The 22,768-nt window shown below is 62.3% G+C and carries 25 protein-coding genes and 2 tRNA genes; 14 read left to right on the forward strand and 13 right to left on the reverse strand.

What is annotated here, in order from left to right; genetic code table 11:
- Positions 1 to 4: 4 nt before the first annotated feature.
- From DM08_RS02060 to DM08_RS13295, 4 genes are all read left to right on the forward strand, one after another.
- Positions 5 to 93, forward strand: a tRNA-Leu gene (locus tag DM08_RS02060).
- A 181-nt stretch (positions 94 to 274) separates the two neighbouring features.
- A tRNA-Pro gene (locus DM08_RS02065) sits at positions 275 to 351 on the forward strand.
- A gap of 136 nt (positions 352 to 487) precedes the next feature.
- Entirely contained in the window at positions 488 to 1,258 is a 771-nt protein-coding gene (locus tag DM08_RS02070) for an oxygen-binding di-iron domain-containing protein (protein ID WP_035382920.1), read from the forward strand.
- Between the two features lie 94 nt (positions 1,259 to 1,352).
- A complete protein-coding gene (locus DM08_RS13295) occupies positions 1,353 to 2,486 on the forward strand; it encodes a methyl-accepting chemotaxis protein (protein WP_035382921.1) in 1,134 nt (377 codons plus the stop codon).
- A 48-nt stretch (positions 2,487 to 2,534) separates the two neighbouring features.
- Here the strand turns inward: DM08_RS13295 and DM08_RS02080 are convergent, their stop codons facing one another.
- Genes DM08_RS02080 through DM08_RS02110 form a run of 7 tightly spaced genes read right to left on the reverse strand, consistent with a single transcriptional unit; the run spans position 2,535 to position 6,588 of the window.
- Entirely contained in the window at positions 2,535 to 2,933 is a 399-nt protein-coding gene (locus tag DM08_RS02080) for a GlcG/HbpS family heme-binding protein (protein ID WP_035382922.1), read from the reverse strand.
- A gap of 2 nt (positions 2,934 to 2,935) precedes the next feature.
- A complete protein-coding gene (adk, locus tag DM08_RS02085; protein WP_035382923.1) occupies positions 2,936 to 3,592 on the reverse strand; it encodes an adenylate kinase in 657 nt (218 codons plus the stop codon).
- 2 nt (positions 3,593 to 3,594) lie between these two features.
- Positions 3,595 to 4,404, reverse strand: coding sequence for a 3-deoxy-manno-octulosonate cytidylyltransferase (kdsB, locus tag DM08_RS02090; RefSeq protein WP_035382924.1), 810 nt, complete (start codon positions 4,402 to 4,404; stop codon positions 3,595 to 3,597).
- Positions 4,401 to 4,589 carry a Trm112 family protein gene (locus DM08_RS02095; protein WP_035382925.1) on the reverse strand — a complete coding sequence of 63 codons (189 nt, stop codon included), beginning with the start codon at positions 4,587 to 4,589 and terminating at the stop codon, positions 4,401 to 4,403. The genes kdsB and DM08_RS02095 overlap by 4 nt, the downstream gene beginning before the upstream one ends.
- On the reverse strand, positions 4,570 to 5,553 hold the full coding sequence (gene lpxK, locus DM08_RS02100; RefSeq protein ID WP_035382926.1) for a tetraacyldisaccharide 4'-kinase: 984 nt from the start codon (positions 5,551 to 5,553) through the stop codon (positions 4,570 to 4,572). Before lpxK ends, DM08_RS02095 begins: the two co-directional genes overlap by 20 nt.
- Positions 5,553 to 5,975, reverse strand: a complete 423-nt coding sequence (locus tag DM08_RS02105; protein WP_035382927.1) for an ExbD/TolR family protein — start codon at positions 5,973 to 5,975, stop codon at positions 5,553 to 5,555. The genes lpxK and DM08_RS02105 overlap by 1 nt, the downstream gene beginning before the upstream one ends.
- 4 nt (positions 5,976 to 5,979) lie before the next feature.
- Positions 5,980 to 6,588: a MotA/TolQ/ExbB proton channel family protein gene (locus DM08_RS02110; protein ID WP_035382928.1), complete on the reverse strand. Its 609-nt coding sequence runs from the start codon at positions 6,586 to 6,588 to the stop codon at positions 5,980 to 5,982.
- A gap of 343 nt (positions 6,589 to 6,931) precedes the next feature.
- Between DM08_RS02110 and xseA the strand changes: the two genes are divergently transcribed.
- Complete coding sequence (gene xseA / locus DM08_RS02115; RefSeq protein ID WP_051937729.1) at positions 6,932 to 8,332, forward strand: exodeoxyribonuclease VII large subunit; 1,401 nt, start codon at positions 6,932 to 6,934, stop codon at positions 8,330 to 8,332.
- On the opposite strand, the gene DM08_RS02120 is transcribed toward xseA, so the two are convergent.
- The 4 genes from DM08_RS02120 to DM08_RS12135 all read right to left on the reverse strand — a co-directional run bounded on the left by DM08_RS02120 (position 8,322) and on the right by DM08_RS12135 (position 11,407).
- Entirely contained in the window at positions 8,322 to 8,660 is a 339-nt protein-coding gene (locus DM08_RS02120) for a hypothetical protein (protein ID WP_051937730.1), read from the reverse strand. The two genes, xseA and DM08_RS02120, sit on opposite strands and share 11 nt — an antisense overlap.
- A 40-nt stretch (positions 8,661 to 8,700) precedes the next feature.
- Positions 8,701 to 9,960 carry a sensor histidine kinase gene (locus DM08_RS02125; protein WP_035382929.1) on the reverse strand — a complete coding sequence of 420 codons (1,260 nt, stop codon included), beginning with the start codon at positions 9,958 to 9,960 and terminating at the stop codon, positions 8,701 to 8,703.
- The gene (locus DM08_RS02130) at positions 9,957 to 10,658 is read right to left on the reverse strand and encodes a response regulator (RefSeq protein WP_035382930.1); all 702 of its coding nucleotides are present in this window, start codon (positions 10,656 to 10,658) and stop codon (positions 9,957 to 9,959) included. The genes DM08_RS02125 and DM08_RS02130 overlap by 4 nt, the downstream gene beginning before the upstream one ends.
- A 158-nt stretch (positions 10,659 to 10,816) precedes the next feature.
- The gene (locus DM08_RS12135) at positions 10,817 to 11,407 is read right to left on the reverse strand and encodes a Spy/CpxP family protein refolding chaperone (protein WP_051937731.1); all 591 of its coding nucleotides are present in this window, start codon (positions 11,405 to 11,407) and stop codon (positions 10,817 to 10,819) included.
- Between the two features lie 287 nt (positions 11,408 to 11,694).
- On the opposite strand from DM08_RS12135, the gene DM08_RS02140 reads away from it, so the two are divergent.
- The 9 genes from DM08_RS02140 to DM08_RS12140 all read left to right on the forward strand — a co-directional run bounded on the left by DM08_RS02140 (position 11,695) and on the right by DM08_RS12140 (position 21,610).
- On the forward strand, positions 11,695 to 12,570 hold the full coding sequence (locus DM08_RS02140) for a class I SAM-dependent methyltransferase (protein WP_081908725.1): 876 nt from the start codon (positions 11,695 to 11,697) through the stop codon (positions 12,568 to 12,570).
- Complete coding sequence (locus DM08_RS02145) at positions 12,567 to 14,216, forward strand: glycosyltransferase family 39 protein (protein ID WP_035382931.1); 1,650 nt, start codon at positions 12,567 to 12,569, stop codon at positions 14,214 to 14,216. The genes DM08_RS02140 and DM08_RS02145 overlap by 4 nt, the downstream gene beginning before the upstream one ends.
- A gap of 9 nt (positions 14,217 to 14,225) precedes the next feature.
- Entirely contained in the window at positions 14,226 to 15,344 is a 1,119-nt protein-coding gene (locus DM08_RS02150; protein WP_035382932.1) for a DegT/DnrJ/EryC1/StrS family aminotransferase, read from the forward strand.
- A gap of 79 nt (positions 15,345 to 15,423) precedes the next feature.
- A complete protein-coding gene (ndk, locus tag DM08_RS02155; RefSeq protein WP_035382933.1) occupies positions 15,424 to 15,849 on the forward strand; it encodes a nucleoside-diphosphate kinase in 426 nt (141 codons plus the stop codon).
- Positions 15,849 to 16,934 (forward strand): dual-specificity RNA methyltransferase RlmN, encoded by a 1,086-nt coding sequence (rlmN, locus tag DM08_RS02160; RefSeq protein WP_035382934.1) that lies wholly within the window; start codon positions 15,849 to 15,851, stop codon positions 16,932 to 16,934. The genes ndk and rlmN overlap by 1 nt, the downstream gene beginning before the upstream one ends.
- Positions 16,931 to 17,683 carry a type IV pilus biogenesis/stability protein PilW gene (gene pilW / locus DM08_RS02165; RefSeq protein WP_035382935.1) on the forward strand — a complete coding sequence of 251 codons (753 nt, stop codon included), beginning with the start codon at positions 16,931 to 16,933 and terminating at the stop codon, positions 17,681 to 17,683. The genes rlmN and pilW overlap by 4 nt, the downstream gene beginning before the upstream one ends.
- Positions 17,683 to 18,522 carry a helix-turn-helix domain-containing protein gene (locus tag DM08_RS02170; protein ID WP_161780249.1) on the forward strand — a complete coding sequence of 280 codons (840 nt, stop codon included), beginning with the start codon at positions 17,683 to 17,685 and terminating at the stop codon, positions 18,520 to 18,522. Before pilW ends, DM08_RS02170 begins: the two co-directional genes overlap by 1 nt.
- A gap of 2 nt (positions 18,523 to 18,524) precedes the next feature.
- Positions 18,525 to 19,757, forward strand: a complete 1,233-nt coding sequence (ispG, locus tag DM08_RS02175) for a flavodoxin-dependent (E)-4-hydroxy-3-methylbut-2-enyl-diphosphate synthase (RefSeq protein WP_035382937.1) — start codon at positions 18,525 to 18,527, stop codon at positions 19,755 to 19,757.
- 158 nt (positions 19,758 to 19,915) lie between these two features.
- Positions 19,916 to 21,610 carry a sensor domain-containing protein gene (locus tag DM08_RS12140; RefSeq protein WP_081908726.1) on the forward strand — a complete coding sequence of 565 codons (1,695 nt, stop codon included), beginning with the start codon at positions 19,916 to 19,918 and terminating at the stop codon, positions 21,608 to 21,610.
- Positions 21,611 to 21,635: 25 nt separating this feature from the next.
- On the opposite strand, the gene DM08_RS02185 is transcribed toward DM08_RS12140, so the two are convergent.
- Complete coding sequence (locus DM08_RS02185; RefSeq protein WP_035382938.1) at positions 21,636 to 21,923, reverse strand: helix-hairpin-helix domain-containing protein; 288 nt, start codon at positions 21,921 to 21,923, stop codon at positions 21,636 to 21,638.
- A 4-nt stretch (positions 21,924 to 21,927) separates the two neighbouring features.
- Entirely contained in the window at positions 21,928 to 22,521 is a 594-nt protein-coding gene (locus DM08_RS02190) for an SRPBCC family protein (protein WP_051937733.1), read from the reverse strand.
- Positions 22,522 to 22,768 lie beyond the last annotated feature (247 nt).

The following is a 22,768-nucleotide window of genomic DNA, read 5'->3' on the forward strand; positions in this document are numbered from 1 at the left end:
ATCCGCCCGGGTGGTGAAATTGGTAGACACAACGGACTTAAAATCCGTCGACTGGAAACAGTTGTACCGGTTCGATTCCGGTCCCGGGCACCATACAGAGAAATCGGTAGCGCCTTGCGGGTACGAGTGCTCTGAAAAGAGTGGAGTTGTCCGGGATGGCCTTGCCAAAAGGTGTGTTGTTCGGATATATTCGCGCCCCTTGGAAGTGTACTGGAGGGTCCCGAGGCTAGGGGTCTTCGCGGTGGTTCTGTATGCCGTGTACGCGCAATGATTTCGGGGTGTAGCTCAGCCTGGTAGAGTGCTACGTTCGGGACGTAGAAGCCGGAGGTTCGAATCCTCTCACCCCGACCAGATCAGGAAGAAGGGTCAGCTAGATGCTGACCTTTTTCTTTTATCGGTCTGACATAAGGGTTATTATCCAGCCTACATTGAATATTGACGGCGAGTGGGGGTATGCCCACTGATAACGATAGAGGAGAAGGGAATTATGGCAATCGAACTCTTCAATGATGGCAAGCATCTGTGCTTGATGTTCGATGACCTGGTGGACGATACCGCCAATGTCGCGGTGCAGGCGAACCAGTTCCTGATCGTGGACAACGGTCATGGTGCGTTGATCGATCCGGGCGGCAACATGACCTACAACGGTCTGCTGATGGCCATGCACAACTATTTCCCCCCCAAGCGTCTGGAATACATCCTCGCTTCGCACGCTGATCCGGACATCATCGCATCGATCAACAAGTGGATGATCCATGCGGATTGCAAGGTGGTGATCTCCAAGCTGTGGGCGCGTTTCGTGCCGCATTTCTGCAGCGTGGGCAATGCCGAGGGGCGTATCCAGTCCATTCCGGACGAGGGCATGAACCTGGCCTTGGGTAGTTCCATCATCAAGGCGGTTCCGGCGCATTTCATGCACTCTGAGGGCAATTTCCAGTTCTACGATCCGATCAGCAAGATACTGTTCTCGGGCGACATGGGCGCATCCATCGTGCCGCATAATGAGGCGGATACCCCGGTGACGGATTTCAATGCACACATCCCCACGATGGAAGGCTTCCATCGCCGCTATATGATCTCCAACAAGATCTGTCGCTACTGGGTGAACATGGTGCGCCAGCTGGATGTGGAGATGATCGTTCCGCAGCATGGCCGTATGTTCAAGGGCAAGAAGATGGTGAACGAATTCCTCGGGTGGATCGAGAACCTCCCATGTGGCGTGGACATCATGACGCAGGACAATTATCGCCTGCCATAGCGCAGTAATGAGGGGGCATTCCCCCTTTGCTCAAGGTATCCCCCTCGCTGCCGATACGGTGTAATGACACGAGAGTATAGGCAAGGAGGGGGACATGTTTTTCGGAAGCTCAAAAGAAGAAGTGCTGCGCTTGCAGGAGAGGCTGCGTCTGTCCGAGCGCAGGAATCAGGAACTGGAATCCGAGTTGATGGCGGCACATCAGCGGGTCGCCGAGGCCCAGTCCTCGCTCGATGCCCTGAACCGGCGTGAATCCATCTCGTCCAGTCTGCATCAGAATATGCAGGCGTTTGGCGATTCCTTCTCTGCCCTCCAGCAGTCCCAGCTTCAAGTCGCAGGCACCATGCGTGACGAGAAAGCCCATGCCATCGAGGCGGCCAGTATCTCCGGGGCCAATCGAGCCGCTGTCGTGCAGATCGCCGAGAGCTTGGATGCCTTGTCGAAGGATACCCAGCAGACCTCCCAGAACGTCCATAGCCTGACCCAGCGCGCCGGGCAGATCGGCGGCATTGTCAAGCTGATCAAGGAGGTGGCGGATCAGACCAACCTGTTGGCACTCAATGCGGCGATCGAAGCGGCGCGGGCGGGCGAGCAGGGGCGTGGCTTCGCGGTGGTGGCCGACGAAGTGCGCAAGCTGGCTGAGCGGACTGCCAACGCGACCAACGAGATCGCGGGTCTGGTCGCCGTGATACAGCAAGAGACCGAGCAGACGCGTAGCCAGATGATGCAATGGGCACAGAAATCGGATGCGTTCAGTCGGGAGGTGGCTCAGGTCATGGATAACATGAAGAGCCTGCTCAGTCTGTCCAACCAGATGGAAGGCACGATCTCCGCCGCCGCCCTGCGTAGTTTCATCGAGGTCGCCAAGATCGACCATATCCTGTTCAAGTTCGAGCTATATAAGGCGTTCATGGGGGTTTCTGAACGCACGCCGGAAGGACTCACGTCCCACGCGGAATGCAGACTGGGGAAATGGTACAACGAGGGTGAGGGCAAAGAATGCTTCTCCAGGCTAGACGGCTACCGGGAGATGGATACCCCCCATCGACAAGTGCATGAGAACGGCAAGGCGGCTCTGGAGGCTTGGCGTGCGGGGCAGTTCGAGCAGGGCTTGGCACTGTTGGCGAAAACGGAGTCTGCCAGCATGGAGGTGATCGTTGCGCTGGATCGTATCGCCAGGGCCGGGGAGGCCGATGTCAGCTTGTTGTGTCACTCACACAGTACTCATTGAGGAATTCGAGTGTGAGGTAAAAAGCGGCGCGAGTGCGCCGCTTTTTATTTACAGGGCGGCGATGCCTGCGGCGGCGATCTGGCCGTCCTGAACAGCGCGTACGCCGCTGATTCCCAGCCCGCCGATCACCACACCGTCGCGCAGCAGCGGCACGCCACCTTCCGCCGGGATCACGCCGGGCAAGGCGAGGTGGATCAATCGGCCAGTCTGCACTGCCGTCTCCGAGTCCTTGGTGGCGTATTGGAACGCCACCGCTGCATGCGCCTTCATCATCGCCGTCTCCACGCTGCCGAACTTGGTGTCGTGGCTGCGTTGCAGGTAAAGCAGATGGCCACCGTCATCGGCGACGGCGATGGTCACTTTCCAGCCGTTGGCGAGTGCTTCAGTCTCAGCGGCGGCGGCGACGCGACGGGCATCATCCAGAGTGAGGACGGGTTTGGTGGTCATGCTTACGCGCCCAGCGCCGCAAACACCTGGTCGCGGATGTTCTCGACGCTGCCCACGCCGGGAATGTGGACGTACTTCGGTGCGCCCGCTTCGCCGCGTGCCGCCCAGCCGGAGTAATACTCGACCAGCGGTTTGGTCTGGCTGTGGTACACATCCAGCCGCTTCTTCACGGTCTCTTCGGCATCGTCGGCGCGCTGGATCAGCTCTTCGCCGGTCTCGTCGTCACGGCCTGCCACCTTGGGCGGGTTGAACTTGATGTGGTAGGTGCGCCCCGAAGCCGGATGCACGCGGCGGCCACTCATGCGGGTGATGATCTCGCTGTCCGGCACGTCCACTTCCACCACGAAGTCGATCGGCACACCGGCCAGCTTCATCGCGTCCGCCTGCGGGATGGTGCGCGGGAAGCCGTCGAACAGGAAGCCGTTGGCGCAGTCCGCCTCCTTGATGCGCTCCTTCACCAGATTGATGATGATGTCGTCGGAGACCAGCCCGCCCGCGTCCATGATCTGCTTGGCGGCGACGCCCAGCGGCGTGCCTGCCTTGACCGCCGCGCGCAGCATGTCGCCGGTGGAGATCTGCGGGATGCCGAACTTTTCCTTGATGAAGTTGGCCTGGGTGCCTTTGCCTGCGCCGGGAGCGCCGAGGAGGATGAGTCGCATGGTCAGATTCCTTGGTTGATTAGGGTTTCAAAAGTGGCGCGCGCCGCGTGCAGATCAGCTTCGGTATCCACGCCTGCAGGCGGAGCGTCGTCGGTGATGGTGATGCCGATCTTGTAGCCATGCCACAGCGCGCGCAACTGCTCCAGCGCCTCGGACTGCTCGATGGCGGCAGGCGCGAGCTGGCTGTAGGCGCGCAGAAAGCTGGCGCGGTAAGCGTAGATGCCGATGTGGCGCAGCACGGGGAGTTGCTCCGGCAACGACTCCCTCTCCCCACGGGAGAGGGCTGGGGTGAGGGAGCTTGCCGCGAATAAATCTCTGGGATACGGAATCGGTGCGCGGCTGAAGTACAGCGCGTTGCCGTCCTTGTCCAGCACGGCCTTGACGATGTTGGGGTTGCGGAAGTCGGCTTCGTCGTGGATGGCGTGGCAGGCAGTGGCGATAGCGCATTCGGGGTGCGCGGCGAGATGCTCGGCTACGGCGCGGATCAGCGCGGGCGGGATCAGCGGCTCGTCGCCCTGCACGTTGACCACGATGGTGTCGTCGCTCCAGCCGCGTTGCTCCACCACTTCGGCGATGCGGTCGGTGCCGCTGGCGTGGTGGGCGTGGGTGAGGCAGACCTTGAAGCCGTGCTCATGCACGGCGGCGGCGATGGCGTGGTGGTCGGTGGCGATCCAGATCTGCTGTGCTCCGCTTTGCGCCGCCTGCTCGGCGACACGCACGACCATCGGTTTACCCGCGATGGGCAGCAGCGGCTTACCCGGCAAGCGGGTGGAGGCATGACGCGCCGGGATGACAACTTGAAACGGAGTCATTTTGCTGCTTCGGCTTCTTCCGGTGTTAGCTTGCGTGCCTCATCGGCCAGCATCACCGGGATGCCATCCTGAATGGAAAAGGCCAAGCGGTCGGCTCGGCAGACCAGTTCCTGCTCGGCCTTGCGGTAAATCAGCGGCGATTTGCACAGCGGGCAAACCAGAATCTCAAGCAGCTTGGCATCCATTGATCTTGTCCAGAATTCGTTCGGTGAGTGAGGTGTCCACCTGCGCGTCCACCCGCAATACCCAGCAGCGCTCGTGTGCGAAGGCGGCGCATTTTACCGCATCTTTCTCGGTCATGAGTATCGCGTCGGCAGCGGGCAGGTCGAGGTCGGCGGCACGGTAGGGGTGATGGTCGGGAAAGGGGTGGCGGGTGATGGTCAGCCCCAGCGATTCCAGGTGACGGAAGAAACGTTCGGGGTGGCCGATGCCCGCGACAGCGTGCAGTGTTTGTCCGGCGAAGTCCGTGGGCCGGGCCAGCGTGGCCGGGTTGAGCAGGTTATAGAACTGCTGTCCGTGCAAGCGCATGGCGAACTCGCCAGCCTCTGCCGAGCCGCCGTTGACCACGGTGGCATCCACGCAGCGCAGGCGGGTGACCGGTTCGCGCAAGGGGCCGGCAGGCAGCAACTGGCCGTTGCCAAAGCGGCGCACGCCGTCCACCACGGCGATCTCGAAATCGCGGCGCAGGCGATAATGCTGGAGGCCGTCATCGGACAGGATCACATCGCATTCGGGGTGGGCGGCGAGCAGGGCGTTCCCGGCGGCAACCCGGTCGCGGCCTATCCACACCGGGCACAGGCCGCGCTGGGTCATCAGCAAGGGTTCGTCGCCCACTTGGTCGCCTGTGTCGGACTTGCGCACTTCCTGCGGCTGGGTGGCGCTGCCGCCATAGCCCCGGCTGATGATGCCGGGATGCCAGCCCGCGTCCAGCAGTTGCTGTGCCAGCCACAAGGTGAGCGGGGTCTTGCCGCTGCCGCCGACGCTGATGTTGCCGACGATGATGACGGGAACGGGGAGGGCGTGGCTGCGGAGAATTCCGCTACGGTAGAAGGCCCAGCGCGTAGCCGCAAGGGCGCGGAACAACCAGCTTGTCGGCAGCAGGACGAGGTGCAGTGGCGTGTAGCCGGTCCAGTGCCGTTCCAGCCCCATTACTTACTGCGTTTCTCTGTCTTGAAGGTGATGCTGGTATAGCCGGCCAGGCGCGCGGCTTCCATGATGTTGACCACGGATTGGTGCGTGGCCTTGGCATCGGCGTTGATGACGATGACCGGCTCTTTGTCCTCACCTGCCGCGCGTCTCAGCTCGGCGGCCAGACTTTCCACGCCGGAATACAGCGCCGGTTTCTCGTCGATGGCGTAGTTCTCGGTCGCGTCCACCGAGACGTTGATCTGCTTGTTCACCTTGGCCGAGGGGTTGTCGCCGCCCGCCTGTGGCAGGTTGATCTGCAAACCGGAGAAATTGGCATAGGTGGTGGTGACCATCATGAAGATGAGGATCACCAGCAGGATGTCTATCATCGGGATCAGGTTGATCTCAGGCTCTTCGCGGGAGCGGCCACGCTGGAAGTTCACGATCTCAGCCCTGACGCTCGCCGTGGACGATCTCGACCAGCTTGATCGCCTGTTGCTCCATCTCGATGATCAGCGTATCGACCTTGGCGCGGAAGTGGCGGTAGAAGATCATGCTGGGCACGGCCACGATCAGGCCGAAAGCGGTGTTGTACAGCGCCACCGAGATGCCGTGGGCGAGGATGGCCGGGGTGTTGCCGGCAGCGGTCTGCGAACCGAAGATCTCGATCATGCCGACCACGGTGCCGAACAGGCCGAGCAGCGGACTGATCGCGGCAATGGTGCCCAGGGTGGTGAGGAAGCGCTCCAACTCGTTGGCGGTCGCACGCCCCGCCTCCTCGATGGAATCCTTCATCACCTCGGGTGAACTCTTCACGTTCTTCAGCCCGGCGGCGAAGATGCGCCCCAGCGGGGAATGGGTGGCCAGTCGTGCCAACATGGTGTCGGTCACGCCGTGCTGACCGAGTTCCTTGACCACCTGATTCAACAGTTCGGGAGGGACGACGGTCTTGTTACGCAGGAACATCAGCCGCTCAGCGATCAACGCGACGGCAATGACGGAGGAGACGATCAACAACCAGATCGGCCAGCCGGCCGCTTCAACAATGGCAAACACTCCGCTGCTCCAAGTATGCTTAAATGACGGGGCGAACTGTAGCGTGTCGGGTCGGTTTGAGCAAGGTATCTCATCTTTTGCATGAGTATTTCCACTATAAAAACCTCATACATAAAGAGATTCTCGGGTTGTGCACAAAATCTGTGGATAACTCTGTGGATGACTTGCTGATGAATTCGCTAACTCACTGCTAAATAATCGTATTACAACCCCTGATTAATTTTGGGGCAATTCATTGATTCAATAAAATCAACATGTTACAAAAAACCACTAGCCTGAATGGCAATAATTCGACGCGACGCGGCGTGATTGCTGGATTTGTGGATTTTTTCCGGCTGTCAAGATGATTCCAGAGATATTTCCTGAAGACAAAAACCGGGTTTTTCGTGTAAGCGAGCTCACGCGCTGGGTGCGTCGCTTGCTGGAGAACGGCTTGCCCCTGATGTGGGTGAAAGGCGAGATATCCAATCTCACTAGGGCGGCTTCCGGACATTGGTATCTGTCGCTCAAGGACGAGCAGGCCCAGGTGCGTTGCGTCATGTTCCGCAACCGTAATCAGTTTCTGGATTGGCAGCCGAGCAACGGGGCGCAGGTCGAGGTTCTGGTCCTGGCGACTTTGTATGAAGCGCGCGGCGATTTCCAGTTGACCATCGAGCAGATGCGTCCCGCCGGGCTGGGCGCGCTGTATGAAGCGTTCGAGCGACTCAAGCGCAAGCTGGAAGCGGAGGGGCTATTCGATGCTGCCCGCAAGCGCGCCGTGCCGGTCTATCCGCGCCGCATCGGTCTGGTCACCTCGCCGCAGGCAGCGGCGCTGCGCGATGTGTTGACCACCTTGCGTCGGCGTATGCCCGCTATCCCCATCGTGCTCTATCCGGTGCCGGTGCAGGGCGAGGGCGCAGCGGCCAAGATCGCCCAGGCCATCGCCACAGCCAACCGGCGTGCGGAGTGCGATGTGCTCATCGTCTGTCGCGGCGGTGGCAGTATCGAAGACTTGTGGGCGTTCAACGAGGAGGTGCTGGCACGCGCCATCGCCGACAGCGAGCTTCCCATCATCAGCGGTGTCGGCCACGAGACCGATTTCACCATCAGCGACTTCGTTGCTGACCTGCGTGCCGCCACGCCGACTGCAGCCGCGCAAGCCGCTACGCCGGACCGTGCAGCCTTGCAGCAACGACTGCACCAGGCTGGACAGCGCCTGGCGCGAGCGCAGCAAGGCCGACTCCAGCGCGACATGCAGCAACTCGATTACCTGCAACGCCGCTTGCTCCATCCGGCGGCGCGGGCGCAGCAACAGCGCCAGCACCTGGAACATCTGCGCCAGCGTCTGAACGCTGCCCTGGCATACGGTGTGCAACGTCAGCACTGGCGCTGGCAGAGCGCCAGCCGGCGTTTGCTTGCCGCCCGTCCCGAGGTCGCCGTGCTGCAACAGCGCCAGTCCGAACTGGCGGTCCGTCTGCGCCGTGCCGCGCAACACCTGTACGGGCAACGCCGCGAGCGGCTGGATACGCTGGCGCAACATCTGGCGTATCTCGATCCCAGCCAGGTGCTGGCACGCGGCTACAGTCTGGTACAGGATGGTCAGGGGCGGGTGGTGGTGGATAGCGCGGGACTGCAGCCGGGCGATACGCTGAACATCGCTTTCGCGCACGGCTCGGCCCAGGTCGGCGTGCAGGCTATCCGGCAGTCATATCACAGTCGCGGCAACGGACGCCGCGTGCGCGGGCACCCGGCGGCTAGCGGCTGAGTCTGCCGGCGGCGGGCGTGACGCGGACCACTTCACCTTCGATGATCTCGCCCGAGCACGCCTCACCCCGGAATGGCGCGCCGTAGCGGCCCCCATCTTGCGGCGCGAAGTCGCGCATCAGCTCCATCTGCTCGCGCATCTGCCGGCGTATCGCGCGCGTACGCCACCACAGGTAGCCTCCGCCGACCACGGCTACAGCCGCCAGGATGGAGAGCAGCACCGCCGAGAACATCAGCGCCACTGCCCCGGCCACTGCGGTGCCGACTATCGCCATGGCTTTTTGTAGCGGAGTGGTGGGGCGGTTGGAGTGTGGTATGCGCGTGGTCATGTCGGGATTCGGTCTGCTGGTCTGGTGTGAAAAGTCATGGTCATTGTGGCGGAATCGAGGGTAGCTTGACTTCGAAGCAGGTGCCGTCGTTGCCGGGCAGGCAGTGTACGCTGCCGCCATGTCGTTCGGCAATCTGGCGTACCAGTGCCAGTCCGAGCCCGTAACTGCCTTCTTTTTCGCGGCTGCCTGCCGGGCGGTAGAAGGGCTCGAAGATGCGCTCGCGCTCGGTCGGCGCGATGCCGTTGCCGTTGTCGCAGATGCGGATGACGGCATGTCCTGCATCGTGCTGCAATTCGGCGCGCACTTCCTCTCCGCCGTGTCGATGCGCGTTCTCCAGCAGGTTGCGCAGCAAGCGGCGCAGCAGGCGCTCGTCGCCATAGAACGTCAGCGGCACAGCATCGCAGTGTGCATCGCTGCGGGCACATTCCTCCGCTAGCAGGACCGCCAGATCGAGCGCGCCCCGGTGCAGGGGTTCGCGCGTCGCATCGAGACGGCTGGCCAGCAGGATATCTTCGATGAGCTGGTCCAGTTCGGCGAGGCTCTGACGGATCTCCGCCTGCAATGCCGGAACGGGGCGTTCCGCCTGTAGTTCCAGAGCCAGGCGGATGCGCGTCAGCGGCGAGCGCAATTCGTGCGAGGCGTTGGCCAGCAGTTGCTTGTGCGCGCCGAGCAGCGATTCGATGCGCTCGGCGGCAAGGTTGAAGCTGCGCGCCAGCGAAGACACTTCGTCACAGCCGCGTGTCTCGACGCGGGTGTTGAAGTCGCCCGCCCCCAACGATTCCACCGCCTGCTTGAGCTGTTCCAGCCGCTTGGTCATGCGGCGCGTCATCGGATAGGCGACCAGCGCCACCACCAGTCCGATCAGCGCCAGGGTCACGATCAGCGGTAGCGGCGTGTGGGGGTGGTCGTGCTGCGGCTGTGCCAACAGCCAGCGGCCATCGGGCAGATGCATCGCCCAGGCCGAACCCCGCTCGGGACGATGCAGCCAATCGTTATCGGGAGCATTCGCTGCGGGCGGCGGCAAGGCCTCGCCGACATGCGCCAGCAGGCGATGGTCAGCGGCATACAGGGTGATGCGCGGCAGTGAGGGGCGCGCCAGCTTCTCCAGCACCGCCTGTTGCTGTGCGTCGGGCGCATCCGGCGCGGGCAAGGCCAGCACGATCACATCGCGCACGGTCTGGAACAGCTGGTTGGGCGGTGAATCCTTGCCCTGCAAGTGAAAGAACGCACCCGCCGACACCACCAGCAGGGCGAGGCTGCCGATCACGCCGAGATAGATCTGGAAATATAGTTTTTTCATGCGCTCTGCTCCGGCTCATCCTGACTGCGGGTGAACACATAGCCTGCGCCGCGCAGGGTGAGGATGCGGCGCGGGCGTTTGGGGTCATCTTCGATGGCGGCGCGGATGCGCGAGATGTGTACGTCGATGGAGCGGTCGAACGCTTCCAGCGGCTCGCCTTTTACCGCGTCCAGCAACTGCTCGCGGCTCATCACCCGCCCCGGCCTTTCGGCCAGCGCCAGCAACAGGTCGAACTGGTACGAGGTCAGTTCGCGCGCTTCGCCATCTATCCGCACCCGCCGCGCATCGCGCGCGATCTCCAGCCTGCCGAAGCGCAGTACGTCGCCATCACCGGGTCTGCCGCGCCGCAGGATGGCTTTCAGCCTGGCCAGCAGTTCGCGTGGCTCGAACGGCTTGGGCAGATAGTCGTCCGCGCCCATCTCCAGGCCGAGGATGCGATCCATCGCCTCGCCGCGCGCGGTGAGCATCAACACGGGAATGGCGGAGAAGGCGCGCAACTGGCGGCAGGCATCCAGCCCGTCGCCATCCGGCAGCATCAAGTCCAGCACCAGCGCATCGAAGTCTTCCTGCTTCAACGCCTGCAAACCGCTGGCGATGGTGTGGCGCGCTTCCACGCGATAACCGGCATCGCCCAGATACTGTTGCAACATGGCGCACAGGCGTTCATCGTCGTCGATGATGAGAAGGTGATGGTTCATGTGAGATTCCCAAAAAGTTGCCCCGCATCATACCAAGCGGAGCGGGGCACAACACCCTCTCCCCTACCCCTCTCCCACAAGTGTGAGAGGGGTTACATATCATCCCCTCGCCCGCGTGCGGGAGAGGGTGGCCGTCAGGCCGGGAGAGGGAATGATGTTCAACCGTGATGCATCCAGCCGTGGCGCTTCTCCATCTTCTCGGCCAGTTTGGCGCGTTGCTCCGGTGTCAACACTTCGGCCACCTCTTCCATGGTCTGCGTCATCAACTTACTTGCCTCATCCGCCAGCTTGATCTGCTCCGCACGCAAGGTCTCGATGGCCGCCTTGTCTATGCTTGCCGCCGACATCAGCTTGCGCATCTGCACGTGGTTGTCGCGCAGCTTATCGGCCAGCGGCGCACCTTTGGCGACCGACGCCTTAACGATGGCGGTTGCCTTCACCTTCTGCTCATCGTTCGCCTTCACATCATCCAGCATGTGCTTCACCCCGCGCTCGGCGAACTTGTTCGCCTGCTCCACATCCATCGGCTGGCCAGACATGAACGCCTGCGGCCCGCCGTGATGTCCAAAGCCCGGCTCACAGGCATACGACTTGCCCGCAAAGAAGCCGAGTCCGAACACCAGCATCACGCCCAGCACCTTGCCGAAGCAGCGGCCACGATGTCCGCCGTGGCAGCGATGGGATGGGCTGCTGCCGCAGCAGCGGTCCTTGTTGGCCGTATCTTGATTGGTCGTGGCTTGCTCACTCATGTCGTTCTCCTTGATGGTTGCGCCGCACCCTGTGTGACGGCTGGACATCACTTTATGGACGGGCCTTTGCGGTGGTTTGTACGCAGAGTAAAGATTTGTAAAGTAGCGCGTCACGCACGGGTGCCGATGTCCCGCGCAGCTTGAGCAGGCGGTGGCGTTCGGACGCTTGCCTCGGGTGCTCCATGCATAGGCGGACAGGTGGGTAAGGTTGTGCCGGACCCACAACATGGCCTAGGTGGGGCGGCTTTCGGTTAAAATCCGCCCCCTGATTTTTTGCATTCATTGCCATGAAGCTGTGTCCGGCCTGTCATCATTCGTTCGACCGCCCCGACTGGGCCTGCCCGCAGTGCGCGGCAGTGCCGGTGGAGCGCGGCGGTTTTCCGTCGTTCGCGCCCGAGCTGGCGGCGCAGAACGATGGTTTCGATCCCGAGCTGTTCCAGCGCTATGCCCAGGTCGAGGCGGACAACTTCTGGTTCGTGGCGCGCAATGAGTTGCTGAAGCGCGAGATGCTGCGCCACTTCCCGAAGCCAGCGAAGATCCTGGAGATCGGCTGCGGCACGGGCTTCGTGCTGCAAGGTATTCGCACCACCTATCCCGAGGCCACGCTTTCCGGCAGCGACATCTTCACCGAAGGCTTGGGTTTCGCCGCGCAGCGCGTCCCTTCGGCGCAGCTGTTGCAGATGGACGCGACCGCCATTCCCTTCCGTGAGGAATTCGATCTGATCGGCTCGTTCGACGTGCTGGAGCATATCGACGACGACACACGCGCGCTGGCGCAGATCCGCGATGCCTTGAAGCCCGGCGGCGGGGTGATCTTCACCGTGCCGCAACACCCCAAGCTGTGGAGCCGCATGGACGAATACGCGCACCACAAGCGTCGTTACACCCGCGCCGAGTTGCTGGAGAAGATGACCGGTGTTGGCTTTGAGGTCGAATACGTCACGTCCTTTGTGTCGTTGTTATTGCCCGCGATGTGGGCTTCGCGCGTGATGCAGCGCAATGCGCCACCCGCCGCCGATGGCATGGATGACGGCCTGCGCATCAACCCGGTACTCAACAACTTGTTCGGCGGCATGATGCGGGTCGAGCGCGCGCTGATGGGTGCCGGGCTGACGTTCCCGGCGGGCGGTTCGCTGCTGGTGATAGGAAGGAAGCGGACATGAAAGAAGGTTTGAGCAAGCGAGGCTGGTGGCTGCTGATCCTGGTGGCGGCGCTCATCTGGTTCTCCAATCTCGAATACCGCTTGCTGGCGAAGCCGGACGAGGGGCGCTATGCCGAGATCCCGCGCGAGATGGTGGCCAGCGGCGACTGGGTCACGCCGCGCCTGAACGACCTCAAGTATTTCGAGAAGCCGCCCCTGCAATACTGGGCGACGGCGGTCGCCTACGAGGTATTCGGCGAGCATCAGTGGACCTCGCGCCTGTGGGCGGCGCTGACCGGCTTCCTGGGCTTGTGGCTGACCTGGTTCACCGGCGCGCGGCTGTTCGGGCGTACGGCGGCCAGCTACGCGACCGTGTTGCTGGGCAGCAGCCTGTTGTATGTCGGCATGGCGCACATCAACACGCTGGACATGGGCGTGACCTTCTTTGTCACGCTGGGCCTGTTTGCCATGATGCTGGCGCAACGCGATCCGCTCAATGTGCCGCAACGGCGCGGCTGGATGTTGCTGGCCTGGGCGGCGATGGCGCTGGCGGTGTTGAGCAAGGGGCTGATGGGCATCATCCTGCCCGGCACGGCGCTGCTCATCTACATCGGCATCCAGCGCGAATGGGTGCTGTTCAAACGTTTGCATCTGGTCAGCGGCGTGCTGCTGTTCTTCGCTATCTGCGCGCCCTGGTTCTATCTGGTGATGAAGGCCAATCCCGAGTTCTTCCAGCGCTTCTTCATCTACGAGCACTACACCCGCTTCACCACCAAGGATCTGGGGCGCTATCAGCCCTGGTACTACTTCGTGCCCATCCTGCTGCTAGGCCTCATGCCGTGGACCTTGCTGATGTTCGACACCCTGCTGCGGGTGTGGCGCAACGGGGCGCGCGCCGTGCGTGAGTTCAGCCCGGAGCGCTTCCTGCTGGTGTGGATCGTGTTCGTCTACGTGTTCTTCTCGGCCTCCGGCTCCAAACTGCCGTCCTACCTGCTGCCGATGTTCCCGCCGCTGGCTCTGCTGATGGGGCAACGGCTGGCGCTGATCGAGCCGCAGCGCTTGTTCCGCCTGCTGTTGCCGATGCTGGCGCTGGCCGGGCTGGCGGTGAGCTTTGCACCGATGATGCCGAAGCTGGCCGATTATCCCGAGCAGATGGTGCTGTACACAGCCTACGCCCGTTGGCTGGAAGGTGCGGCGCTGATCTGGCTGGCGACTCTGTTGCTTGGCTCGCTGTGGTTGCGCGGTGGCCGCAAGTTCGGCGCGGTGCTGGCCATCGCCCTGGGCTCCCTGCTGGCCTATCAGGTGGCCTTGTCCGGCTACAACGCGGCGGCCAGCGAACGTAACGCGCGTCATATCGCACAGGCCATCCAGCCCTTGGTCAAGCCGGACATGCCGCTGTACCAGGTGTGGAACTATGAGCAGACCATCGATTTCTATCTGAAGCGGACGTTCACACTAGTGCAGTTCCGGGATGAGTTGGCCTTCGGCATCGATCAGGAGCCTGAGCGCTGGATCGCCGACCTGGACCAGTTCGCTCCGATCTGGAACGCCCATACCGAGGCACTGGCGCTGATGCCGGTGTACGCCTACCCCGTGCTGCAAAAGCGTGGCTTCCCGATGCGCGTGGTTTACCAGGACTACCAGTTCGTGGTGGTCAGCCGGAAATAAGGAGTAACGATGAGCGAATTTCTACCCTTCACCCGCCCGCATATCGGCGAGACCGCCATCGCTGCCGTGGCTGATGTGCTGCGTTCCGGCTGGATCACATCCGGCCCCAAGGTGCTGGAGTTCGAGCGCCAGTTGTCCGAATACTTCGGCGGCAGGCCGGTGCGTACCTTCAACTCCGGTACCTGCACCATGGAGATCGCCCTGCGCATCGCAGGCATCGGTCCCGGCGACGAGGTCATCACCACGCCCATCTCCTGGGTGGCGACCGCCAATGTCATCCTTGAGGTCGGTGCCACGCCGGTGTTCGCCGACATCGACCCGGTGACGCGCAACATCGATCTGGCCAAGGTCGAAGCGGCCATCACTCCGCGCACCCGCGCCATCATCCCGGTCGACCTGTCCGGCCTGCCGGTGGATAGGGATCGGCTGTACGCCATCGCCGCCAGGCACCAGTTGCGCGTGGTGGAAGATGCCGCGCAGGCGCTCGGTTCACAGTGGGGCGGCAAGCGCATCGGCAGCTTCGGCGACTTTGTCTCGTTCAGCTTCCAGGCCAACAAGAACCTCACCACCACCGAAGGCGGTTGTCTGGTGCTGAACAATGCCGACGAGGCGCGGCTGGCCGAGAAATATCGCCTGCAAGGTGTCACCCGCAGCGGTCTCGACGGCATGGACGTGGATGTGCTGGGCGGGAAATACAACATGACCGACGTGGCCGCCGTGATCGGCCTCGACCAACTGCCGCAGCTGGATTCCATCACCGCGCGCCGCCATGCGCTGGCGCAGCATTATTTCGCCAGCTTCGGTGCGGATTTCGAAAAACAGACTGGCGTGCAGTTGCCGCAAAAAGATTTCGCCAACACCAACTGGCACATGTTCGAGATCGTCCTGCCGGAAGGGGTGCAGCGCAGCGATTTCATGGCTAGGATGAAAGAGCTGCATGCCATCGGCTGCGGCGTGCATTACCCGCCCATCCACCTGTTCCAGATGTACCGCCAGCGCGGTTTCAAGGAAGGCATGTTTCCCGTGGCGGAGAGCGTGGGGCGGCGCATCGTCACCTTGCCGCTGTTCCCGCGCATGAGCGAGGCCGATGTGGAACGCGTAGTGCAGGCCGTGCGGCGATCTTTGTAGTGTCAGCCGGGACAGCCCCGGCAAAGCCTGATAGAATGCGCGGCCTAATTTTTCATCAACTTAGCTGGAGCTTTTCATCATGGCCGTAGAACGCACCCTTTCCATCATCAAACCCGATGCCGTTGCCAAGAACGTGATCGGTCAGATCTATTCCCGTTTCGAAGGCGCTGGCCTGAAGATCGCCGCCGCCCGTATGGTGCAACTGTCGCGCGCTGAAGCCGAAGGCTTCTACGCTGTGCACGCCGCCCGTCCTTTCTTCAAGGATCTGGTGGACTTCATGATCTCCGGCCCGGTGATGATCCAGGTGCTGGAAGGCGAAGGCGCGATCCTGAAGAACCGCGACCTGATGGGTGCAACCGACCCTAAGAAGGCTGACAAGGGCACCATCCGCGCCGACTTCGCCGACAGCATCGACGCGAACGCCGTGCACGGTTCCGACGCTGCCGAGACCGCAGCCGTCGAGATCGCCTACTTCTTCCCGGCGCTGAACGTCTACGCACGTTAATGCAGCAAAACCTCCTCGACCTTGATCTGGCCGGACTGACTGCCTGGTTCGCGGAAATGGGCGAAAAGCCCTTCCGCGCCAAGCAGGTGTTCCGCTGGGTGCACAAGGCCGGGGAGCCCGATTTTGAAGCGATGAGCGATCTGGCTCTGTCGCTGCGCAGCAAGCTCGTCGAGCGCGCGACCGTCGCGTCGCCCGAGGTGATGCGCGAAGAACTTTCCGCCGACGGCACCCGCAAGTGGCTGCTCAACGTTGGCACCGGCAACGCGGTCGAGACCGTGTTCATTCCCGAAACTGATCGCGGCACGCTGTGCGTGTCCACCCAGGCCGGCTGCGCGCTGGACTGCGCCTTCTGTTCCACCGGCAAGCAGGGCTTCAACCGCAATCTGTCGGTGGCCGAGATCATTGGCCAGTTGTGGTGGGCGAACCGCGAGGTCGGCAAGAACAGCGAAGGGAATTGGCCGATCACCAACGTGGTGATGATGGGCATGGGCGAGCCGCTGCTGAATTTCGACAACACGGTGACCGCGCTGCGCATGATGCTGGACGACCACGCTTACGGCCTGTCGCGCCGCCGCGTCACAGTGTCCACCTCCGGCATCGTGCCCGCGATGGACCGGCTGCGCGACGAGTGCCCGGTGGCGCTGGCGGTGTCGCTGCATGCGCCCAACGATGCGCTGCGCGACCAACTGGTGCCGATCAACCAGAAGTATCCGCTGCGCGAACTGATGGCGGCCTGCCAGCGCTACCTGGAAAAAGCCCCGCGCGATTTCATCACCTTCGAGTACATCATGCTCGATGGCGTGAACGATACCCTGAAGCACGCCCGTGAACTGATCGCGCTCACCCGCGACACGCCGTGCAAATTCAACCTGATCCCGTTCAACCCCTTCCCGCAAGCACCGTACCAGCGTTCGCCTGCCGACTCGGTGCGCCGTTTTGCCGAGACGCTGATCGAGGCCGGCATCGTCACCACCACGCGCAAGGTGCGCGGCGACGACATCGCGGCGGCCTGCGGCCAATTGGCAGGCCAGGTGCAGGACAAGACCAAGCGTACCGCGCTACGCATCCAGGAGGTGCGCGGATGAGGTGGGCGACTCTGTTAGCGGTGCTTGTGCTGACCGCCTGTGCCAGTCAGCCGGCCAGTCGATCGGATGCTTCGGGGCGCGGCACAGCCAGTGCCCGGGTGCATACCGAGTTGGCAGCGCTGTATTACGAGCGCGGGCAGTTCGGTGTCGCACTCGAAGAGATCGATCTGGCGCTGAATGGCTATGCCGAATATGCCCCGGCATTCACCATGCGTGCGTTGATCCGCATGGCGCTGCGCGAGGATGCTGAAGCCGAGAGCGATTTCGTGCGTAGCCTGAAGCTGGATCCCGCCAGTTCGGAGGCGCACAACAACTACGGCTGGTTCCTGTGCCAGCGCGGGCGCGAGAAGGAATCTCTGGTCGAGTTCACGGCGGCCTTGAAGAACCCGCTGTACCAGACTCCGGAGAAGGCGCTGGTGAATGCGGGTATCTGCGCGCGCCGGATGGGCGATGGCAAGTCGGCGGAGGATTTCCTGCAGCGCGCCTTGATGGCCAGTCCCCGCTCGCCCGAGGCCCTGGTCGCCCTGGCCGAACTGAATTTTGAAAAGGGCGACTGGGCGGGAGCCAAGTCGTATTTCATGAAGTACGAGCAGACCGTACCCGATGCCCTGAGTGCGGCCAATCTGTGGCTGGCGGTGCGTATCGAGCGCAAGTTGGGCAGGAATGGGGCTTCGGAGGAGTATGCGCAGCGACTGCGCAGGCTCTATCCCGATGCCAGAGAGACACAATTGATGCTGTATGGACGATGATGGATACACAAACCCAGGAAAACAATGAGCCCAGCGAGGTGAGCCCGGTCGCACGAGGCCTTTCCGTCGGAGCAGCTCTGCGCGAGGCGCGTGAGCAGCAAGGCTTGAGCATCGATGATGTGTACGGGCGTATCAAGTTCGCGCCGCGCCAGATCGTGGCGCTGGAAGCCGACGATTTTTCCGCCATTCCCGAGGGGGCGTTCCTGCGTGGTTTCGTGCGTAGCTATGCGCGCATGTTGCAACTCGACGAGCAGCGGCTCATCGCCGCTCTGCCTAGCGGAGCCCCAGCCATCGAAGCGCTGCCTGCCGGTGTCGCGGTCGATGTGCCCTTGCCCAGGGAGTCGGACGGGCGCAAGGCTGTGTTGTTGAGGAATGTGGCCATCGCTGCCGTCGTCGTGTTGCTTGGTTCGGGCGCGTGGTTCGTGTTCGGGTCGCATGGTTCCGGCGAGGAAGGTGCGCTTCCTGCGGGCGAAGTGCCGGTCGCGGTCTCGGCAGTCGCCGCAGCCCCCGAGGCGAGTGCGCCGGTACTGGCCGAGCCGGTGGCTGTCGCGCCGGTCGTGCCTCAGGTCGAAGCGGTGGCGCAGTCCGCCGTGGCTGTCACCGAGCCACCGTTGCGTCTGGTGTTCGTCGAAGGCTCGTGGGCCGAGGTGCGCGACAAGCATGGTGCGATGCTGATGTCGCAACGCAATCCGGCAGGCAGCGAGCAGAGTTTTCAGGGCGAAGCGCCGTTCTACGTGGCGATCGCCCGGGTCAGCGGTGTCAGATTGTATTTCAAGGGCAGGCTGGTGGACCTGACACCCAACACCACCAACGGTTCGGCACGGTTGAAGTTGGAGTGAGCATGAGTCAAGTAGCGCAACGTCGCGCCTCGCCGCGCGTTTGGGTGGACGGCGTCGCTATCGGTGGTGATGCGCCGGTCGTGGTGCAATCGATGACCAACACCGATACCGCCGACATCACGGGTACGACCAAGCAGGTGTACGAGCTGGCGCAGGCTGGTTCCGAGCTGGTGCGCATCACCGTCAATACCTCCGAAGCCGCTGCTGCCGTGCCGCATATCCGCCGCAGGCTGGATGCGCTGGGCTGCAAAGTGCCGCTGATCGGCGATTTCCACTACAACGGTCACCGTCTGCTCACCGAATATCCCGAGTGCGCGCAGGCGCTGGCCAAGTACCGCATCAACCCCGGCAACGTGGGCAAGAACCGCAAGGGCGAAGACCAGTTCGCCATGATGATCGGTGTCGCCATCCAGTACGGCAAGCCGGTGCGCATCGGCGTGAACTGGGGCAGTCTGGATCAGGACGTGGTGGTGCGCATGATGGACGAGAACTCCAGACTGGCGCAGCCGAAAGACGTGCGCGAGCTCACCCGCGAGGCGCTGATCGTGTCCGCGCTGGAGTCGGCCAAACGCGCCGAAGAGCTCGGCCTGCCGCATGATCGCATCGTGCTGTCCTGCAAGGTCAGTGAAGTGCAGGACTTGATCGCGGTCTATCAGGAACTGGCAGGACGTTGTGATTACGCCTTGCACCTCGGTCTGACTGAAGCGGGCATGGGCTCCAAGGGCATCGTCGCGTCCACCGCTGCGCTGGCCGTGCTGTTGCAACAGGGCATCGGCGATACCATCCGCGTGTCGCTCACACCCGCTCCCGGTGGCGCGCGCACCGAGGAAGTCGTGGTGGCGCAGGAGATATTGCAGACCATGGGGCTGCGCGCCTTCGCACCGATGGTCACGGCCTGCCCAGGCTGTGGTCGCACCACTTCCACCGTGTTCCAGGAACTGGCGCAGGACATCCAGGGCTATCTGCGTGCCCAGATGCCGGTCTGGCGCGAGCAATACAGCGGCGTGGAGGAGATGACCGTGGCGGTGATGGGTTGCATCGTCAACGGCCCCGGCGAAAGCAAGATGGCCAATATCGGCATCAGCCTGCCCGGCACCGGCGAAACGCCTTCTGCCCCGGTCTATGTCGATGGCGAGAAGACCGTCACTCTGCGCGGCGAGCACATCGCCGCCGAATTCCAGCGTATCGTCGACGATTATGTAGTGCGGAAATACCGCGCCAAAGCGCCGGACTGACTTTGCCGGGCTACGGGTCGTACGCGCGGGAGCGCCGGGTTGCGGCGCTTGCTGGCCGGCTGAGCGATGAGCGTGAGCCTTCCAAACTTTCTTGCTGGTAAGCTGTCCCCCGTTAGGCGCATAATCCGAGCCTCGTTCATCCGATTGGCCGAACCTTCATGTATCGATTAGTCGACAGCCGGCTTTCTGTGGAGCAGCAGTGCTTGCTGCGGGAATTGATCGATGCGATCCCCGATCCTATCTTCATCAAAGACTCGACCGGAAAGTATCTGCTCTGCAATCGTGCCTTCGAGCACCTGACTGGCGTGGCGACCGATGCGATCCACGGCAAGACGGCATACGACCTGTTTCCGGCACAGCTGGCCGAGAGTTTCACGCAGCGGGATCAAGAGTTGTTCGACCGCCATAGCCCCGTCACCAGCGAAACTTGGGTGGCCTATCCGGATGGCCGGCGGGCCTGCTTCGAGGTGTTGCGTACGACCTTCCTGGGCGAGGCCGATGAGGTGGTCGGACTGATCGGCATCTGCCGTGACGTGACCGAGCGCAAATGGTCGGAAGCTGCCTTGCAGGAGAGCGAGCACCGCTTCCACGACATCATGGAGTTCGCGCCCATCGGCACCGGCGTGGCCGATCTGACGGGACGCTTCATCGAGGTCAATCAAGCGCTTTGTCAACTGCTGGGGTACAGCAAGGCAGAGTTGCAGCAATTCACTGCCAACGATGTCACCCATCCCGAGGATCGCAGCCGCGATGCGGAACTCAAGCAACGCCTGATCGGCGGTGAGCTCGCCAGCTTCCAGTTGGAAAAGCGCCTTGTGCACAAGGACGGGCATGTCATCCCGGTGCTGCTCTCGGTGGTGTTGCACAAGAGCCCGGCGGGTAAACCGATGTTTTTGATCGGCCAGGTGCAGGATCTGTCGGAGCATCGGGCGGCCATTCAGCGTGACCATCTGATGTCACTCGTGCTCGATAATGTGTTTGACGGTGTGATCACCATAGATGCTCGCGGCATCATCGGCTCGTTCAATCTGGCAGCCGAAAAGATATTCGGTTACCGGGCGGAGGAGGTCATCGGCAAGAACGTCAATCTGCTGATGCCCCAACCGTTTCGGGCCGCGCACGACAGCTATTTGCAGCGCTATCAGGAGACCGGGCAGAAGAGGATCATCGGCATCGGGCGGGAGCTGTCCGGTGTGCGCAAGAGCGGCGAAGTGTTTCCGCTGGAGTTGGCGGTCAGCGAGATGGCCACGCCTGAGGCGCGACACTTCATCGGAGTGGTGCGCGATATCACGGCACGCAAGGATGCGGAGGAGCAGATCCGCTATCTGGCCTATCACGATGCCCTGACCGGTCTGCCCAACCGCTTCTTGTTCGAGGATAGGCTATCGCATGCCATGTCGGTAGCGCGGCGTGACCGGCAGGAGGTCGCGCTGATGTTCGTCGACCTCGATGAGTTCAAGCCGGTGAACGACTGTTTCGGTCACCATGTCGGGGACAAATTGTTGCAAGAGGTGGCGCGGAGGTTGAAGGAGTGCCTGCGCGATTCCGACACGGCGGCGCGCATCGGCGGTGATGAGTTCGTCGTTTTGCTGCCCAATGTGGAAAGCTTGCCCGGAGCGAGGCTGGTGGCCGAGAAGATACTAACCAAGCTACGCCAGGTGTTTGAGCTGGATGGCTACCAAATCCATATCTCTGCCAGCATCGGGCTGGCTATCTCTGGGGGCTCCGGCGACAACGAAAAGGAGCTGACGCGGCGGGCCGATGCGGCCATGTATCAGGCCAAATCCAGTGGCAGAAACCATGTGTCCGTCGCCCGCAACGACACCGACCATTCGCACGACTGGGCGATCTAGCAGCGGGGCGGGCCCGGTTGCAGCTTCACGGCGCGCAAAGCGTTGCCGCGTGTGCGGACAGCAAGCGTCGCCCCTGCTCGGTGAACTTCCACCAGGGCAGGGACTCGCCGGTTTCCAGAAAGTGGCGGGCGGCGAGTAGCGTATAGAGTACGCAAGGATCGTGCCGCTTGCCCATGGGGGTGGCGAGGTGCAGGTACAAGGCCAGTGGGCTGTGCTCCAGCAGGCGTCCGGGCTGGTCGATGCCGATGGCGCGCAGGTCGGCGGCGATGGAGTGGCCGATATTGGGCAGCTCTTCCAGGCGGGTGCAGGTCATCGGATCACATGATGCCGGGGCGGGGCGCTTTCTGGGGCGTGCGATCTGTGTCCGTGCCGTATCGGGCGGTGGGTTGCTGCTCCACCCTGGTTTTCAGCCGACTCAGGCCGACCTCGAAATCCTTACCCACCATCCAGTCCAGGATGTAGAGCGTGTCGAGCACCTTGGATAACAAATTCATTTTGCAATCCATGCCCCAGCTCACTTGGGTCGAGTCGCCTTGCGGAGTCAGGGTGAAAGTGACGGCGTTGTGGGCTTCGATCGGTTTGATCATATGCAAATCGAGCACGACCTTGCTGGTGGGGACGGAATCGGTGATCGTGATTTCGCCCTGGCCGACCTCATTGTTGCCCTGCCAAGCGTACGATGCGCCTATCCCGCGCGGACTGCCGGTGAACAGTTTCTTCATCGCCGGATCCTTGTTGTAAGGTGTCCAGGATTCCCACTGGTAGAACTCATTGATGAGCGGGAATATCCTGTTCGGCGACGCATGGATGCTGATCGAACGCTCGACGTGCAGTTCGTTCGGCCTCTGCGATGCGTAGGCACCGACAAGGGGCAGAAATATGACAAGCGCGAGAACGGTTTTCTTGAACACTTTGACTCCTCTGGGTGTCTGCCGGACGGGTGGTGTCCGGGACGTGTGGCTCGATGCCATCGTTTGCTGTATGGGAATAGATTAGCTTAATACCCCGCTGTTTGGCTATGCATGAAATCCACTACCATCCCCATGCTTAATGCAGGGTTCCTCCGGGATGTGGGCTTGTGGCGGACGCATCAAGCGCTTCATGAACAAGCCCTTTCCTGCTACCATCGCGCCCTTGATAAATTCCCTGGGCGCGTGG

Source organism: Ferriphaselus sp. R-1, from assembly GCF_000746095.1.
Classification (GTDB): domain Bacteria; phylum Pseudomonadota; class Gammaproteobacteria; order Burkholderiales; family Gallionellaceae; genus Ferriphaselus.

What these genes read in the sequence shown, in the direction of transcription:
- kdsB (WP_035382924.1), bottom strand. Translation starts at nt 4,404, where the DNA reads ATGACTCCGTTTCAAGTTGTCATCCCGGCGCGTCATGCCTCCACCCGC.
- ispG (WP_035382937.1), top strand. Translation starts at nt 18,525, where the DNA reads ATGAGTCAAGTAGCGCAACGTCGCGCCTCGCCGCGCGTTTGGGTGGAC.
- DM08_RS02130 (WP_035382930.1), bottom strand. Translation starts at nt 10,658, where the DNA reads ATGAACCATCACCTTCTCATCATCGACGACGATGAACGCCTGTGCGCC.
- DM08_RS13295 (WP_035382921.1), top strand. Translation starts at nt 1,353, where the DNA reads ATGTTTTTCGGAAGCTCAAAAGAAGAAGTGCTGCGCTTGCAGGAGAGG.
- ndk (WP_035382933.1), top strand. Translation starts at nt 15,424, where the DNA reads ATGGCCGTAGAACGCACCCTTTCCATCATCAAACCCGATGCCGTTGCC.
- rlmN (WP_035382934.1), top strand. Translation starts at nt 15,849, where the DNA reads ATGCAGCAAAACCTCCTCGACCTTGATCTGGCCGGACTGACTGCCTGG.
- lpxK (WP_035382926.1), bottom strand. Translation starts at nt 5,553, where the DNA reads ATGGGGCTGGAACGGCACTGGACCGGCTACACGCCACTGCACCTCGTC.
- DM08_RS12135 (WP_051937731.1), bottom strand. Translation starts at nt 11,407, where the DNA reads ATGAGTGAGCAAGCCACGACCAATCAAGATACGGCCAACAAGGACCGC.
- DM08_RS02080 (WP_035382922.1), bottom strand. Translation starts at nt 2,933, where the DNA reads ATGACCACCAAACCCGTCCTCACTCTGGATGATGCCCGTCGCGTCGCC.
- DM08_RS02150 (WP_035382932.1), top strand. Translation starts at nt 14,226, where the DNA reads ATGAGCGAATTTCTACCCTTCACCCGCCCGCATATCGGCGAGACCGCC.
- DM08_RS02145 (WP_035382931.1), top strand. Translation starts at nt 12,567, where the DNA reads ATGAAAGAAGGTTTGAGCAAGCGAGGCTGGTGGCTGCTGATCCTGGTG.
- pilW (WP_035382935.1), top strand. Translation starts at nt 16,931, where the DNA reads ATGAGGTGGGCGACTCTGTTAGCGGTGCTTGTGCTGACCGCCTGTGCC.
- DM08_RS02070 (WP_035382920.1), top strand. Translation starts at nt 488, where the DNA reads ATGGCAATCGAACTCTTCAATGATGGCAAGCATCTGTGCTTGATGTTC.
- xseA (WP_051937729.1), top strand. Translation starts at nt 6,932, where the DNA reads ATGATTCCAGAGATATTTCCTGAAGACAAAAACCGGGTTTTTCGTGTA.
- adk (WP_035382923.1), bottom strand. Translation starts at nt 3,592, where the DNA reads ATGCGACTCATCCTCCTCGGCGCTCCCGGCGCAGGCAAAGGCACCCAG.
- DM08_RS02125 (WP_035382929.1), bottom strand. Translation starts at nt 9,960, where the DNA reads ATGAAAAAACTATATTTCCAGATCTATCTCGGCGTGATCGGCAGCCTC.
- DM08_RS02185 (WP_035382938.1), bottom strand. Translation starts at nt 21,923, where the DNA reads ATGACCTGCACCCGCCTGGAAGAGCTGCCCAATATCGGCCACTCCATC.
- DM08_RS02095 (WP_035382925.1), bottom strand. Translation starts at nt 4,589, where the DNA reads ATGGATGCCAAGCTGCTTGAGATTCTGGTTTGCCCGCTGTGCAAATCG.
- DM08_RS02120 (WP_051937730.1), bottom strand. Translation starts at nt 8,660, where the DNA reads ATGACCACGCGCATACCACACTCCAACCGCCCCACCACTCCGCTACAA.
- DM08_RS12140 (WP_081908726.1), top strand. Translation starts at nt 19,916, where the DNA reads ATGTATCGATTAGTCGACAGCCGGCTTTCTGTGGAGCAGCAGTGCTTG.
- DM08_RS02140 (WP_081908725.1), top strand. Translation starts at nt 11,695, where the DNA reads ATGAAGCTGTGTCCGGCCTGTCATCATTCGTTCGACCGCCCCGACTGG.
- DM08_RS02170 (WP_161780249.1), top strand. Translation starts at nt 17,683, where the DNA reads ATGGATACACAAACCCAGGAAAACAATGAGCCCAGCGAGGTGAGCCCG.